Below are 14,533 nucleotides of genomic sequence, written 5' to 3' on the forward strand. Positions count from 1 at the left end.
GCCGCCCGCTGACAAATTTGAGCCCGCCGAAGCGCCCGGTGGCCTAGAAGAGTCCGGTGATCTCGCCGTCGTCGTTCACGTCCATCCGCATCGCGGCAGGCTGCGGGGGCAAGCCGGGCATGGTCATCACCGCGCCGGTCAGCGCGACGATGAAGCCGGCGCCAGTTTTCGGAATCAGATCCCGGACGGTGATGGTGAAGCCGGACGGGGCGCCGAGCCTTGTCGGATCGTCGGTGAACGAGTACTGGGTCTTCGCCATGCAGACGGGCAGCCGGCCCCAGCCGTTGGCCTCGATCTCCGCGAGCCGCCGCTTGGCCGGAATGGCGAATTCCACGTGGTCGGCGCCGTAGATCTGCTGGGCGATGGTCTCGATTTTCTTTTCGACGGCGAGGTCCAGGTCGTAGAGCGGCGAGAAGTTTTGCGGCGCCTCGACCGCACGGGCAACCTTGGCGGCCAGTTCATCGCCGCCGGTCCCGCCGCCGCCTTCGCCCCACACATCGGCGACGGCCGCCTCGACGCCCTTCCGCCGGCACCACTGCAGAATCGCGTCCAGTTCCGCCTGCGAGTCCGTGGTGAATTTGTTGATCGCGACGACCGGCGTCACGCCGAACTTCGCCGCGTTGTCCACGTGGCGCTCCAGGTTCACCAGCCCCTCCTGCAGGGCCGCGGTATCCGGCGTCGACAGGTTCTCCTTGGCCACGCCGCCATGCATTTTGAGCGCGCGGACCGTAGCAACGACGACGATGGCCGACGGCGCAAAACCGGCAGCCCGCGCCTTGATGTCCATAAACTTCTCGGCACCGAGGTCCGAACCGAAACCGGCCTCGGTGACGACGATGTCGGCCAGCCGCCGGGCGGTCTGCGTGGCAATGACGGAGTTGCAGCCGTGGGCAATGTTGGCGAACGGCCCGCCGTGGACCAGCGCGGGCGTGCCGGCAATGGTCTGCACGAGGTTCGGCTTGACGGCATCCTTGAGCAGCATCGCCATGGCGCCCTCGGCACCCAGGTCCCCCACCGTGACGGGCTTTTTATCGTAGGTGTAACCGAAAGTGATACGGGCCAGCCGCCGCTTCAGGTCCTTCAGATCGGTGGACAGGCAGAACACCGCCATCACTTCGGACGCCACCGTGATGTCGAAACCGTCCTCGCGCGGCACACCCTGGCTCGGGCCGCCAAGCCCGACGACGATCTGCCGCAGCGTGCGGTCGTTCATGTCGACAACGCGCTTGAAGGGGATGCGCCGCGGGTCGATGCCGAGGGCGTTGCCTTGATAAATGTGGTTGTCCACGAGAGCCATCAGCGCATTGTTGGCGGACGTGATGGCGTGAAAGTCGCCGGTGAAGTGGAGATTTATGTCGTCCATCGGCAGCACCTGGGAGTAGCCGCCGCCGGTGGCCCCGCCCTTCATCCCGAGAATCGGCCCCAGGGACGGCTCGCGCAATGCAATCATCGTCTTATGCCCGGCCTTGGCCAGTGCATCGCCCAGGCCGACGGTCACCGTAGACTTGCCCTCCCCTGCCGGCGTGGGCGACATGGCACTGACCAGCACCACCCGGCCGCGCGGCTCCGCCTGGTCCTCGGCCAACTTGGCCGGGTCGATCTTGGCCTTGTAGTTGCCGTACAGTTCCACTGCCTCGTGCCGGATGCCGGCCGCCAGCGCGATGTCCATGATGGGCCTCAGCGTGGCCCGGCGGGCAATTTCAAGATCGGTCAAGGGGGAGGCTGCAGACATCTTTGTCCTCTTCCATCATCTCGCGGCATCTATGGAGCCAACGTACCAGTCGAACCCGGTTTTGTGACCGGTAGGCTGCGGCAGAAAGGGCATCCCGGTGCCCGGGGCGTGAGCGAGGTTGGTCGGGTGGGTATGCCATGCTCAGTGCTGCAGCAGCTGGCGCCTTTATCGATGACGCGAGGAAGCGTCTATCAATCCGATGTATTCGCGCTTAATGCGAATACGCAAACTGGTTGACATAAGGCAGGTTATCGGCGAAAAAAGTACGGGAGTAGAAGTAGCTGCGAAAACTCCCGTTCCACGGCTATTTCGGTGTTTCCGCAGGTCAGACGAGCCTTTGCTGCAACGACCGCATCTGGACGCTAGGCCTGAATTTGCTCCTGGATCCCTTGCCACTGTAGGTTTCCTGCATCTAATGCATGTTTCCATGGTTTAGGGGTTGCAGTGAATGGTGCCGTTCCGGGTTTTGTCCCGCGGATGCTGGTGGATCCGGCTGTCGGGCTGTTCAGGGCCGACGAGCGTGTTTTCACCGCCATGCTGGATGGCTGGCGGGCGCAGATGCTGGCCCGTGGGCTCACGACGCAGACCATCAAGCAGCGCTGCCAGCTGCTGGCGCGGTTCCAGGAATTCACCGGTGAGTTTCCGTGGCAATGGCGTGCGGTGGACATAGATGAGTTCCTGGCCGGACTGCGTTCCGGTGAGCAGCCGATCAGCCTCAAGACGCTGCGCTCGTACAGCAATGCCGTGGGGATGTTCTGCGCCTACCTGACGCATCCTGGCTATGGATGGGGTGAGTTCTGCGAACGCACTTTTGGTGATATCCCGAGCCAGATCTGCTTTGAATGGAACACGCCCAGGCACACGACCGATGACGCCGTGCCGGCGCAGCGGCGGGCATTCACCAAGGTTGAGCTGCAACGGCTTTTCGATCACGTTGACGATCTCGTCGACCGTGAGTACGCGGCCGGCAGCAAGCGTTGGCTGCCGCTGTTCCGTGATTCGGTGGCGTTCAAAGTCTGTTATGCCTATGGGCTTCGCCGGCGTGAGATGACGATGCTGGATCTGGAGGACTTCGGCCCCAATCCCCACGTGAATGAGTATGGCCGCTTCGGTGCCGTCCAGGTGAGGTTTGCCAAAGGCACGGCAGGTTCCGGGCCCAGGCGGCGGACTGTTCTGACCGTGCCGGAGTTCGACTGGGTCGTGGATCAGCTGCGTACCTGGACCGGCGGGATGCGGGCGCGGTTCCCAACAGCTGACCGGTCCTCGGCGCTCTGGCCAAGCGAGCGGGGCGCCCGGATGTCACTTGGCAGCTTCGGCGATGCCTTCGCAGCAGCTCGCGACGCCGTTGGGTTGCCCAAGGAACTGGGGCTGCACTGCCTCAGACACTCCTACGTGACCCACCTGATCGAAGCCGGCTACGACCCGGCCTTCGTGCAGACGCAGGTCGGCCACTCGTACGCCTCGACCACCGGCCTCTACACATCGGTATCGTCGGACTTCAAGCAGAAAACCGTGCAACAGATGATCGCACGCCGCATCACCACCTTGGAGGACCCAGATGCCTGAACAGCGCCGGATCGGCTACCGCTGGAACTTACGTGCCCTCATGGCCAAGCACAACCTCTGGAAGACCACCGAACTGATGCCGCTGCTGAAATCCCGCGGAATCAACCTTTCCGAGAGCCAGGTTTACCGGCTGGTCACGGCCACGCCGGAACGCATTCCGGCCAGGACGTTCGCGGCCCTTTGCGACATCCTGGACTGCACCCCCAACGACCTGTTCGAACCCTTCGTCGAGATGCGCGCCGCGGCGACAGCCGACGCACCTCGGCGCAGCGAAGACCTGGGAATCCAACCCGGTAACCCGATCGCCAAACGCATCCGCCTCGTCACCCCCGAGGACGGTGAGTAGGCCCCGCAAGCCGGAGGACCCGACCCGCTGGCCGGTCCCCTGCTCCCGCTGCGGCCAACACCACCAAACCGTTGCACGGTGGCCCGACGGCGGCGTCTGCGGCTACTGCTACCAGCAAGCCAAACGCACCCGCGGCATCTGCGCCTGCGGACACGAAGGCGTCCTGCCCGGCCTCATCGACACCCAACCCGCGTGCCGTCGATGCTCGGGCATCCGACTCAACGTCGACTGCCGGACCTGCGGAGCCGAGGACGAACTTCACAGCGGCGGCCGCTGCTGGACCTGCGTCCTCGGCAATGTCGTAGATGGCCTGCTCACCGACCCGGCCACGGGATCCATCGCCAACGATCTGATCCCGCTGGCGGCGGCGCTGAAGTCGATGAAACGGGCCAACAGCGGCCTGACCTGGATCCGCCAAAAGCACGTAACAGCGTTCCTGCGAAACCTCGCAGTCGCACCCGCGATCACGCACGAAACCTTCGACGGACTGCCCGACTCACGCACCCGCGAATACGTCCGAGGACTCCTCATCGAGCACGGGGTGCTCCCCCGCCGCGACGAACTCCGGATGCGCTACGACAACTGGGCAACGCAAGCCCTCGAGCGCGTGAGTGACCTGCAGAACCGTGAAGTGATCCGCCGCTACATCCGCTGGCACCACCAACGACGGATGAACCACATGGACGAAGTCAGCCGCGGAACCTTCCTGCGCGCCAAACAAGAAGTCACCGTGGCCATCGACCTCCTCAACTGGCTCACCGGCCACGGCATCAAACTGCCCGAGCTGCAACAATCCCACCTCGACGTATGGCAAGCAGAAGGGCCAACAACCCGGCGCATCGCCGAGCGCTTCCTCAAATGGGCCATCAAAACCAAAGCCGCTCCGGCAGGTCTCGCCATCCTCCCGCACCGCCGCGGAACCAGTCCCAAACTCGACAAGACAGGACAGGACGAAGCGCTGAACAAGGTACTTCAACTGGACGGACTCGACGTACGGGACAGGGCCGCCGCCATCCTCATCCTCGTCTTCGGACAACAGGCCGAAAACATCGCTCGGCTGACTTGGGACGACGTGACCATCACCGAAGACCTGGTCACCATCCGGCTCGGGACAATCCAGATCGCACTGCCTGATCCGCTGGACCTGCCGTGGCGGGAACTCGCTGAGAATCCCGGCCACAACCTCACCGCCTCACACCCGAGCACTAATTGGGTATTCCGCGGAATCGCGCCCGGGCGCCACATCGACCCAGGTCACCTGACAGTGCGGCTCAGCAGACTATTCAGCACTCGGGCGGCACGGCTCGGAACTCTCCACGAACTCACCAAACTCGCGCCCGTGGCCATCATTGCCGATGCACTGGGCTACTCCCCGGTTACCATCGAACGCCATGCCACTGACTCGGCCGCCGCCTACGCCCAATACATCGCAGCAGCAAGAACCTCCCGGCGAAACGCGCCACATGTCTAACAGGCGTTCGGCCGACACGGTCCGAACTTTCGAGAGGGCAATCTGTTAAGAGGGCTAATGGCAACGGCGGAAATCGCCTACTCCCGGCCCATGAATACCCGCGCATGCCAGTTCAAAACGCCTAGTCAGGAGGCGTTTTCCTCACTGGAACCGTCCAAGGTTTGGATTCAGTGGGCAACGTTCAGGGCGAACTGCCACCCGACCATCCGGTGAATATCAGTGAACTTAGTGAGCTTGATGGGTCTGAGGCTTTCGCTCGTTCGTCTCAGGACGATCGCTTTCGGCAACGCGAGGCCTGCACCTTGTCAGTTGCCAGTCAATCGAACGCAGGGTGAGCCGCCGTGTCCGGTTGGAACTGCCGATAAGCGGCTGCCAAGGTCGAAACGCTGCGCCAGCCGCCGTACTGTTTGGCCGAGCGACCTTTCGGGACCTTTTCGGCGCGTCCAGACTTATGTCAAGTCGATCCGCTCTGAAGGCCCCCCTTGCGCAGCGTCCTGCTGCGTAAATAGCCGCAGCCCGTACCGGAAAATCAGAAGCTGCAGATCCCGTGCAAATTCGCTCTCTGCCGCTGCCTCTGCACCAGGCTTGGTGATGTCGGCGCGGCCGTTCAGCCTAACGTCGAGTGTGCTACCTGTCCGTCGAGCACGAACCCCCTAAGATCCACCACGTTCTCTAGCTGCTCCCCCTGCTGCCATAGACGAAGGTTGCGCACGAACATCTCGACCGCTGCGCGCTGCCAGCCCACGAAATCGGCCGACTGGTGCGGGGACACAATGACGTTCTCCATCTCCCAGAATGGATGATCCGCCTTGAGAGGTTCGGTTTCGAAGACATCGAGCGTGGCCGCTCCGATGCGTCGTGATTGCAGTGCTGCGAGCAGGGCATCCTCATCGAGCAGCGGTCCGCGACCCACGTTCACCACGTGGGAGTGGGGCCGCATGGCTGCGAGCTCCGGAGCGCCGATGAGGCCGCGCGTCGAGTCGGTGAGCGGTGCCGCGAGGACGAGGTCGTCGATTTCCGGCAGCAGCTGCGGCAGTTCGACGATGCCCCGCACCGGTCCGAGCGCGCGACCGTCCACCGCCCCGCCGTCGATGCGTGGCGTTCGGCCGACGATGTCGACCTCCATACCGACGGCCCTGAGCAGCAGCGCGATGCGTGCCCCTACCCCGCCCACACCGATCACGGCGGCTCTGCGTCCCTGCAGCCGCAGTGTGGAGCACTTATCCCACACCCCCCTTCGCTGGTTCTCGATCGAGCGTCTTATGTCTTTCGCTTGCAGCAGGATGCTTGCGAGCACGAACTCCGCCATGGGTTGCTCGAAGAGCCCACGGGTGTTCGTAACGAGCACTTTTGAAGCGGCAACTTCGGGCGTTGCGACCGCATTTACGCCGATGCTGTTCGTTTGAATCCATTCGAGTCCACCCGGTCCGCAGTCGCGGATCAGCGTCGTAGCGAGGTCCCACACCAGCATCACACGGGCGTCCCGCCGTGCAGCGCGCAGTTCTTCGATGGTGCGCACATACACAGGCACCGCGACCTCCTCGATGAGCGCAAAATCGTCGCGAACCGGGGCATCCTTCGCGAGGACGACAATTATTCGGGGTTTCAACGGAACCTCCATCGGTTGTGACCGTGCAAACGGAATGGTGCTGCTTTCCTCCAACTCGGCTTCGAGTAACGAGTCTGCTCAGCGGTCTCGTGACTTCCCGTCGAATAGCCAGGCAGGGCCCGCGACCTCGCCATAGCTGTCGCCCTTCACGAGGTTCCATACGCGCTTATAAGTAGCAGATTCGAGAAGCGTCTCGGCGCTGCGGGCGCCGGGAAGTGCGCCGAGCACCTGGGTCATAAATGCGTACGTATCGGTGTGCCGGGGCAGCACGAACTGCCCGATGAGGTTGCAGCTGCCCGCCGTCGCGAAGAGGGTCTTGGTCGCGGGGTTCTCAGCCAGACTGCTCGCGGCCTCGGGCAGGCGCGACGGCTCGATGTCGAGGAGCGCCCAGAACATCGCCTGGAAGCCCAGGACCTGTGGCTCGACGAGCAGCCGTAGCGAGACGATCTCCTGTTCAAAGAGGGTCTCGACGATACGACGTACAGTGCTCTCGGATTTGTCGCTCGCGGCTCCCAGCGACGCGAACGACGCGCGCCCGTCATGCAGGAGCATGCCGAGAATATTACGTTCGTCGGCCGAGAGCTCGACCTCCCGGCTGAGTATTTCGACGTCGATGTCACGTTTCGCGGTGTTGGGCAGCCAGTCCTGGCCAGAGGTGTAGGTGTGCGTAACCACAAACTCCTCCGAGGTGACCTCGAAATCCCGGCCGATGTCCGAGAGGATCTCGCGCAGCGACGAGAGCGACTGAGGCACGATTTCAGCGAGGCAGTGTGCAGACCCGACCGTAGCGGAAAGGTAGCGTACATGGGGGTGCCGTTGTAGGTGCGTGAGGAACTCCGGTCGCAGAGCGTCGCGGCCCCGGTACTTCACCATAGCCGGCGGGCCGTAGCCGAGACGAGAGACATCGGTCCGGCCGATCACCCGTACGATCCCGCGGTGCTGCAGCGACTCGTAGCGTCGCCTCACCGTACTTACGGACCTGCCAATGTCCGAGGCGATCTTCGGCCAGGGTGCACGGCCATCCGTGTGGAGTGCAGACAGGAGGGACCTGTCCAATGAATCTAGTTCCATGGTCACATTCTTGCACGACTGACAGTTTACGTGGACGAAACATTCAAAATCGACCCTCTTATTTGCCGTAACCCTCAAAATAACCCTTGACGTGACGCGGCGGGACTGATTTGATGTGGGTCACATGCATTGACGACCTGACCCGAATTGAGGCCCCCATGGCTATCGTCTCCTCCGACCGCAAGCACTCGAAGCTCATCGCATCCGGTGGCGCACTCGCCGCCATCGCGTTGCTCGCCACCGGCTGCTCGAGCGGCAACGGCAATGCAGCCACCGTTGATGAGAACTGCACCCCCGTCGCCCAGGTCGAGACCATGACCGAGGGCAAGCTCAAGGCGCTCGTCGTCGAGCACCCGCCGTTCGTCACCATGCAGGGCGGCACACTCTCCGGCATCGAGGGCGAACTGCTCCAGAAGGTCGCCGCCGACCTCTGCCTCGAGCTCGACGCACAGGTGACCTCGTTCGCTGGCGCCATCGAGGGCCTGCAGAACAACCGCGCCGACCTCTCGTCGAGCAACTGGACTGTCAACGATGAGCGTCGTGAGCTCTTCGAAGTGAGCAACCCGATGTACGAAAGCCGGATGGGCCTTGTCACCAAGGGCCAGGACTGGGATACGCCGGAGGCTCTGGAGGGAAAGAAGATCGGCACCCCGCAGGGATACCTCTGGAACGAGCAGCTGCACGAGCTCTACGGCGACAACATCACCGAGTATCAGTCCGACGTCGCCGTCATCGACGATGTGAAGGCCGGTCGTATCGATGTCGGAATCGTGAACAACCACGCAAATTCGTGGCGCCTTACCCAGGACCAGTACAAGGACCTAACGCTGAAGACCATGCAGACCTCCGACAAGCTGCCCCATACACAGAAGGAGGCCCTGGCGGTCGTGCTCGTGAAGAAGGGCGAAACCGACCTCCGCGACGCGGTCAACGTCGTGCTCGGCGAATACCAGGATTCCGGGGAGATGAAAGCGCAGTTCGAAGAGTACGGTTTGGACCCCCAGTTCATCGTCTCGAGCGGATCCTGACCCTGGCCCCGGCCCTGACCCACGGAGCTGAAACTCATCATGGACAAGACTGAAAACCGGGTCATTCTTAACGCCGGCTCGATCTCGAAATCGTACGGCGCCACCGAGGTGCTCAAGGGTATCTCTCTCGAGGTGCACGCGGGCGAGGTCATCGCCCTGATTGGTCCGAGCGGTGCAGGCAAAAGCACCTTCCTCCGCTGCCTCAACTATCTTGAGCGCCCGACCAGCGGTGGCCTCACCCTCGACGGCGAGCAGGTCTTCAAGAATCCCCTCAATCCTTCGAAACATGAGCTGGTACACCTGCGCCGCCGAGTGGGGATGGTGTTCCAGAGTTTCAACCTTTTCCCGCATCTGAGCGTGCTGCAGAACATCGTGCTCGCCCAGACGCTCAATGGGAAGCGGTCGAAAAAGGAGGCCGAGGAGTACGCGATGAAACTCCTCACGCAGGTGGGTCTGCCCGATAAGGCCTCTGCCAAGCCCTCGCAGTGCTCAGGCGGACAGCAGCAGCGCATCGCGATTGCCCGGGCGCTTGCCCTCGATCCCGAGATAATGCTCTTTGACGAGCCCACGTCGGCGCTCGATCCCGAGATCGCCGACGAAGTGCTCACGGTAATGCGCGATCTTGCTGAGATCGGCATGACGATGATTGTGGTAACACACGAGATGCGGTTCGCGGAGCGGGTGGCGGACCGGGTGTTACTGCTCGACCGTGGATGCATCCTGGAGGAGGGCACACCCCAACACGTGTTCACCAACCCGACCCATGAGCGCACAAAGACGTTCCTGCAGGCGGTGCTGGATAGATGAACGGCATCAGTATCGAGACCCTTTTTTCGGGCATCGGAGCCGGTCTTAGTATTACGGTGATCCTGACAGTGGTCTCCTTCGTCGTGGGAAGCGTCCTCGCGGTGCCGCTGGCGCTGGCGCGCACGTCGCCTCTGTGGGTATTACGCTGGCTCGCCATCGGCATCATCGACATCTGCCGCGGTGTGCCGCCTCTCGTGTGGCTGCTGATTATCTACTACGGCATCAGCCCGGTAATCGCGCTCGAACCGCTACCTGCCGCGCTCATCGGCCTGAGCCTCATCTCTGGCGCGTACCTCGCCGAGAACTTCCGGGCCGGCATCGACAACGTGCATAAGGGCCAAAGTGAAGCCGCCATGGCGCTCGGACTCACGCCGACCCACCAGTTCTGGCGTGTCATCGCGCCCCAGGCGGTCAATATCGCGATGCCGCCCTCGGCCTCGTACGCCGTGAGCCTTCTGAAGGACAGCGCAAAGGCGTCGATCATTGGCGTTGCCGACATCATCTTCATGGCACAGCTCGAGGTCTCCCGCGGCGCCCCCGCAGTGCTCGTCTTCTCGATCGCGGCCGTGCTCTACCTGCTTGTCGGCATCCCGCTGTCGTACTTCTCGCGCTATGTCGACAGCGTGGTCCGCAAAAAGGTGGTGACCGTATGATCTTCGAACGATGGGCCGAATGGCTGCCAGCCCTGCTTGAAGGCCTGGGCGTCTCGCTTGCCCTCACCGGATGCGTCGCCCTGGTCGGACTCCCCTTAGGCCTCGTGTTCAGCCTGCTGAGCACACACCAGAACCGCCTCGTGCGCACGGTCTTCATCGTGGTCATCGAGATTCTCCGTGGCATCCCGCTCCTCGCGGTGATTTACCTGCTCTACTTCGGACTCCCGAGCGGCGGCATCACCTTAACCGCCTTCGTGACGATGGTGGTTGCCCACGGGCTCAACCTCTCGGCCTACTCGAGTGAGGTGTTCCGGGCAGGCATCCTGCACGTCGGACCAGGGCAGCGCGAAGCGTTCGCCAGCCTCGGCATCACCCGGATGAAGGGCTTCTTCCACGTCGTGCTGCCGCAGGCGATGCGGGCGGTAGTCGGCCCCATGATGTCGCTGCTCATCATGGTGTTCCAGTCCAGCTCGCTCGCTTACACCATCGGCGTCGGCGAGCTCACGAGCAAGGCCTTCTCGATCGGCGCGATGACGTTCCAATACCTGGACGTGCTGGTGCTAGCGGGCATCATTTACGCCGTGATCTGCATCGCGTCATCCCGCATCGCCTCCAACGTGGAGGAACGCCTGAAGACGGGACGTTGAGCGCAGCCTGGCAGCAGCGGGGGCAAACCGCGTGCCCCGAAAGGCGCGGGATTGGGTCAAGTCCCGGCCTTGCTCTGCCCTGAGGAAGGAATCACAAGAAATGAGAGAGTCATGAAAATCGGTGTTGTCGGCCTCGGAGCCATCGGTGCACAGGTGCTATGGAGTCTCAGCAAGCGTGCCGGCGTCGAAGTGCACGGATTTGAGAGCGGCTACATCGGCCACCCCCTCGCGGGGGCGGGTGGAGAAGGACGCCTGTTCCGGAACCTCGAACTCACCACGATGGGCTACATGCCGATCGTGAAGCGCTCGAACGAGCTTTGGGAAGAGCTGGAGCTGACGGGCGGCCGACAACTGCGCCGCAAAATCGGCACTCTGCTGCTCGGCGCTCCAACGGATGCGCAGATCGAGCACGCGCTCCAGGCCGCACGGGATTGGGACCTGGAGCACGAGATCTATGGCATGGAGGAAATCCGCGCGCTCTTCCCGCAGTTCTCGGTCGCAGACGGGGACATCGGCATCTGGGATTCCGGTGCCGGCGTCATCTCGCCCGAGCGGAGCATCTGCGTCGCCGTCGAGCAGGCGGTGCGGGCCGGAGCCACGGCGCGCGAGTTTACAACGGTCGCCGCAGTCGACGAACGGGCCGACGGCGTCACCCTCCGTCTCGAATCCGGCGAGAGCCTCGATTTCGACCGGGTGCTCGTGGCCGGCGGCGGTTGGACCACGAAACTCGTGCCCGAGCTGCGCGACTGGATCGTGACACGGCGCCTCACCTCGGCGTGGTTCTCGGGCAAGGACGACGGTAGTCTCCGGGGCCTGCCGCCCTTCATGCGGGTCTCCCCCTCCTACTGCTACGGCATCCCGAACGCGGACGAGAAGCTCGTGAAGCTTGGACTCGGCTTCAATGACCACCTGCCGACGGGCGACCCCGACTCGGTGCCACGGAAGTTCGGCCACAAAGAGGCGCAGGCCGAAATTGAGAAGTTCTCCTGGATCCTGCGCGACCTTCTCCCAAACCTTGACCCGAACCCCGTGCGGCTAGAGACCTACATCGAGAGTTACACCCGCTCGATGCACGAGTTCATGGCAGTCGCGCCCGGCCGCAGCAACACAGTGGTGCTCGGCGGCTTCTCCGGTCACGGCTTCAAACTTGCCCCCGCGCTCGGCGAGATCGGCGCGGATCTCGTGGCCGAAGGGAGCACCAGGTTCGACCTCGACTTCCTCAGCGCAGCGAAACCAGTTTTCTCCATCACCGATGTCAATAGCGGCATCACGACCCACAATGCCGTCGTCGCATCCACCGGCGGCGAGAAGTAACCCTCCCTAAAAATGTCCCACCACCTCGACAGAGTAGGAATAATGAGTAACAACACCCCGATCGCGACTTTCGACTGCTACCGCACGTTGATCGACTTCGACCTCAATCGCCTCGCGCTACCGATCGTGCAGGAGCGCCTCGACGAGGTCGGCATCGATCATGACACTTTCCTCGACAACCTCCGCGTGATGCGCTTCCAGGCCGTTGCCGAGGGCCCCTACCGCAGGTATCAAGACCTCGTGCGTTCGACGCTTGAGAACGCGATGCTGCTGCACGGCGCCCGCTACGAGGACGGGTACGGCGATCAGCTCGTCGAGGAGGCGAAGTCGCTTCCCGTCTTCCCCGAAGTACCCGAGGCGCTGCGCAAGCTCAAGGAGAAGGGCGTGCAGCTGGCGATCATCTCGAATTCGGATCGCGATTTCATCCCCCACCACGTCAAGACGATCGGCGTCGAGTTCGACTACGTGATCACCGCCGAGGACGCCGGCTGGTACAAGCCCCGCCCCGGTGCCTTCGAGCACCTCTTCAAGACGATCGATCGCGACCCAAGCCTCATCACCCACGTCGCGCAGGGATGGGAGTACGACATCATGCCCGCGAAGCAGTACGGCGTGCGCCGCATCTGGGTGAACCGCTACGGGTTCAAGGGCAGCGATTTCTACCAGCCGTATAACGAGATCCAGGATCTTTCCACGCTGCCCGACTTCTGGAACAACTGAGCGACGACGCGAAGTGGCCCTGCACCTCATTCGAGGTGTGGGGGTCATTTCCGTTCCCGACATCAACTGCCGGCACGACCTACCGGGATCGGGCCGCCACCCCGGCGTGAATGTTCAGCCGGAGGGGACGTTCAACTCCTTGGCCGATTTTGCCGCGGGCAGCAGTCCCGCAGGCCGTCGCTTCCCAATAGTCCCGCAACAACTTCCGCGGTCAGCATCCTCAGCCACCACCCATTTCCGGGTCACGAGGGCGCTGGTCGCACTACCATCCGACAAAGGTGAACAATGACTTCACTCAGCCCCGCGCTCAAGCAAGCAACCCCCGTCGTCGTCGACCACGCCCTCGGCTCGTGGATCCACGGCACGGACGGCAAGGACTACCTGGATTTCACTACCGGCATCGGAGTGACCAGCACCGGCCACTGCCACCCGAAGGTTGTGGAAGCGGCGCGCGAACAGGTCGGCAAGATCATCCATGCCCAGTACACCACCGTGATGCACAAGCCGCTGCTGGCGCTGACCGAGAAGCTCGGCGAAGTCCTCCCCGCGGGACTGGACTCCGTGTTCTACGCAAACTCCGGCTCCGAGGCCGTCGAGGCCGCCATCCGCCTGGCCCGCATGGCCACCGGCCGGCCCAACATCGTCGTGTTCCAGGGCGGCTTCCACGGACGCACCGTCGCCGCCGCCTCCCTGACCACGGCCGGCACCAAGTTCTCCGCCGGCTTCGCGCCGCTGATGGCCGGCGTCCACATGTCCGCCTTCCCCTATGCCTACCGCTACGGCTGGGACGAAGCCACCGCCGTCGCCTTCGCGCTGCAGGAGCTGGACTACCTGCTGCAGACCCGCACCGCCCCCAATGACACCGCCGCGTTCCTGATCGAACCGGCACTGGGCGACGGCGGGTACCTGCCCACTCCCCCGGCCTTCATGGAGGGCCTGCGCGAGCGCGCCGACCGGCACGGCATCCAGCTGATCTTCGACGAGGTGCAGGCGGGCGTGGGCCGGATGGGCAAGTTCTGGGGCCACCAGTACTCCACCGCCACCCCGGACATCCTCATTACCGCCAAGGGCATCGCCTCGGGCTTCCCCATCTCCGCCATCGCGGCTTCCACCGAGACCATGTCCAAGGCCTGGCCCGGCTCGCAGGGCGGCACCTACGGCGGCAACGCCGTTTCCGCCGCGGCCGGTGTGGCCACGCTCGAAGTGGTCGAAGAGGAAGGCCTGGTGGAGAACTCCCGCATCCGCGGCGAGCAGCTGCAGGCCGGCCTGAAGGAGATCCAGAACCGCTTCCCGGTGATCGGCAACGTCCGCGGCCTGGGCCTGATGCAGGGCATCGAGTTCACCGCCGAAGACGGCACCCCCGACGCCAAGACCGCCGCCGCGGTCCAGCAGGCCACCACCACGCAGGGCCTGCTGTCCCTGACCTGCGGCCCGGCCGGCAACGTTGTCCGGCTGATCCCCGCCCTGGTGGTCACCGCCGACGAAATCAGCACCGGACTGGAACGTTTCGAGGCCGCCGTTGGCGCCGTCGTCGGTGCCGTTCCCGCCAAAGCGGGAGTCTAAAAACCG

General features: G+C 63.5%; 13 protein-coding genes and 1 pseudogene. 10 read left to right on the top strand and 4 right to left on the bottom strand.

Annotated elements, in window-relative coordinates; translation table 11 throughout:
- Positions 1 to 43: 43 nt before the first annotated feature.
- Positions 44 to 1,732 carry a formate--tetrahydrofolate ligase gene (locus AC20117_RS06635; protein ID WP_074700398.1) on the bottom strand — a complete coding sequence of 563 codons (1,689 nt, stop codon included), beginning with the start codon at positions 1,730 to 1,732 and terminating at the stop codon, positions 44 to 46.
- A 444-nt stretch (positions 1,733 to 2,176) separates the two neighbouring features.
- On the opposite strand from AC20117_RS06635, the gene AC20117_RS06640 reads away from it, so the two are divergent.
- Genes AC20117_RS06640 through AC20117_RS06650 form a run of 3 tightly spaced genes read left to right on the top strand, consistent with a single transcriptional unit; the run spans position 2,177 to position 5,115 of the window.
- A complete protein-coding gene (locus AC20117_RS06640; protein WP_236777368.1) occupies positions 2,177 to 3,298 on the top strand; it encodes a tyrosine-type recombinase/integrase in 1,122 nt (373 codons plus the stop codon).
- A complete protein-coding gene (locus AC20117_RS06645) occupies positions 3,291 to 3,644 on the top strand; it encodes a helix-turn-helix domain-containing protein (protein WP_074698507.1) in 354 nt (117 codons plus the stop codon). The genes AC20117_RS06640 and AC20117_RS06645 overlap by 8 nt, the downstream gene beginning before the upstream one ends.
- Positions 3,637 to 5,115, top strand: coding sequence for a site-specific integrase (locus AC20117_RS06650; RefSeq protein WP_074698505.1), 1,479 nt, complete (start codon positions 3,637 to 3,639; stop codon positions 5,113 to 5,115). The genes AC20117_RS06645 and AC20117_RS06650 overlap by 8 nt, the downstream gene beginning before the upstream one ends.
- A 607-nt stretch (positions 5,116 to 5,722) precedes the next feature.
- On the opposite strand, the gene AC20117_RS06655 is transcribed toward AC20117_RS06650, so the two are convergent.
- The 3 genes and pseudogenes from AC20117_RS06655 to AC20117_RS24285 all read right to left on the bottom strand — a co-directional run.
- Positions 5,723 to 6,736 (bottom strand): D-2-hydroxyacid dehydrogenase, encoded by a 1,014-nt coding sequence (locus AC20117_RS06655; RefSeq protein WP_074700397.1) that lies wholly within the window; start codon positions 6,734 to 6,736, stop codon positions 5,723 to 5,725.
- A gap of 66 nt (positions 6,737 to 6,802) precedes the next feature.
- Positions 6,803 to 7,477: an Lrp/AsnC family transcriptional regulator gene (locus AC20117_RS06660; protein WP_236777457.1), complete on the bottom strand. Its 675-nt coding sequence runs from the start codon at positions 7,475 to 7,477 to the stop codon at positions 6,803 to 6,805.
- Positions 7,478 to 7,705: 228 nt separating this feature from the next.
- Positions 7,706 to 7,795 (bottom strand): annotated as a pseudogene (locus tag AC20117_RS24285) (AsnC family transcriptional regulator); the annotation flags it as partial.
- A 158-nt stretch (positions 7,796 to 7,953) separates the two neighbouring features.
- On the opposite strand from AC20117_RS24285, the gene AC20117_RS06665 reads away from it, so the two are divergent.
- From AC20117_RS06665 to AC20117_RS06695, 7 genes are all read left to right on the top strand, one after another.
- On the top strand, positions 7,954 to 8,823 hold the full coding sequence (locus tag AC20117_RS06665; RefSeq protein WP_074700395.1) for a substrate-binding periplasmic protein: 870 nt from the start codon (positions 7,954 to 7,956) through the stop codon (positions 8,821 to 8,823).
- Between the two features lie 39 nt (positions 8,824 to 8,862).
- Positions 8,863 to 9,630 (top strand): amino acid ABC transporter ATP-binding protein, encoded by a 768-nt coding sequence (locus AC20117_RS06670; RefSeq protein ID WP_074700394.1) that lies wholly within the window; start codon positions 8,863 to 8,865, stop codon positions 9,628 to 9,630.
- Positions 9,627 to 10,283 carry an amino acid ABC transporter permease gene (locus AC20117_RS06675; protein WP_074700393.1) on the top strand — a complete coding sequence of 219 codons (657 nt, stop codon included), beginning with the start codon at positions 9,627 to 9,629 and terminating at the stop codon, positions 10,281 to 10,283. The genes AC20117_RS06670 and AC20117_RS06675 overlap by 4 nt, the downstream gene beginning before the upstream one ends.
- On the top strand, positions 10,280 to 10,930 hold the full coding sequence (locus AC20117_RS06680; RefSeq protein ID WP_074700392.1) for an amino acid ABC transporter permease: 651 nt from the start codon (positions 10,280 to 10,282) through the stop codon (positions 10,928 to 10,930). Before AC20117_RS06675 ends, AC20117_RS06680 begins: the two co-directional genes overlap by 4 nt.
- Positions 10,931 to 11,041: 111 nt before the next feature.
- Entirely contained in the window at positions 11,042 to 12,244 is a 1,203-nt protein-coding gene (locus AC20117_RS06685) for an FAD-dependent oxidoreductase (protein ID WP_074700391.1), read from the top strand.
- A gap of 42 nt (positions 12,245 to 12,286) precedes the next feature.
- Positions 12,287 to 12,964, top strand: a complete 678-nt coding sequence (locus AC20117_RS06690; protein ID WP_074700390.1) for an HAD-IA family hydrolase — start codon at positions 12,287 to 12,289, stop codon at positions 12,962 to 12,964.
- 285 nt (positions 12,965 to 13,249) lie between these two features.
- Positions 13,250 to 14,527: an aspartate aminotransferase family protein gene (locus tag AC20117_RS06695; protein WP_074700389.1), complete on the top strand. Its 1,278-nt coding sequence runs from the start codon at positions 13,250 to 13,252 to the stop codon at positions 14,525 to 14,527.
- The last annotated feature ends 6 nt before the right edge of the window (positions 14,528 to 14,533 follow it).

Source organism: Arthrobacter crystallopoietes, from assembly GCF_002849715.1.
Lineage (GTDB): Bacteria > Actinomycetota > Actinomycetes > Actinomycetales > Micrococcaceae > Crystallibacter > Crystallibacter crystallopoietes.

Coding starts and splice junctions, on each gene's coding strand:
- AC20117_RS06635 (WP_074700398.1), bottom strand. CDS start 1,732: ATGTCTGCAGCCTCCCCCTTGACCGATCTTGAAATTGCCCGCCGGGCC.
- AC20117_RS06645 (WP_074698507.1), top strand. CDS start 3,291: ATGCCTGAACAGCGCCGGATCGGCTACCGCTGGAACTTACGTGCCCTC.
- AC20117_RS06655 (WP_074700397.1), bottom strand. CDS start 6,736: ATGGAGGTTCCGTTGAAACCCCGAATAATTGTCGTCCTCGCGAAGGAT.
- AC20117_RS06665 (WP_074700395.1), top strand. CDS start 7,954: ATGGCTATCGTCTCCTCCGACCGCAAGCACTCGAAGCTCATCGCATCC.
- AC20117_RS06670 (WP_074700394.1), top strand. CDS start 8,863: ATGGACAAGACTGAAAACCGGGTCATTCTTAACGCCGGCTCGATCTCG.
- AC20117_RS06675 (WP_074700393.1), top strand. CDS start 9,627: ATGAACGGCATCAGTATCGAGACCCTTTTTTCGGGCATCGGAGCCGGT.
- AC20117_RS06680 (WP_074700392.1), top strand. CDS start 10,280: ATGATCTTCGAACGATGGGCCGAATGGCTGCCAGCCCTGCTTGAAGGC.
- AC20117_RS06685 (WP_074700391.1), top strand. CDS start 11,042: ATGAAAATCGGTGTTGTCGGCCTCGGAGCCATCGGTGCACAGGTGCTA.
- AC20117_RS06690 (WP_074700390.1), top strand. CDS start 12,287: ATGAGTAACAACACCCCGATCGCGACTTTCGACTGCTACCGCACGTTG.
- AC20117_RS06695 (WP_074700389.1), top strand. CDS start 13,250: ATGACTTCACTCAGCCCCGCGCTCAAGCAAGCAACCCCCGTCGTCGTC.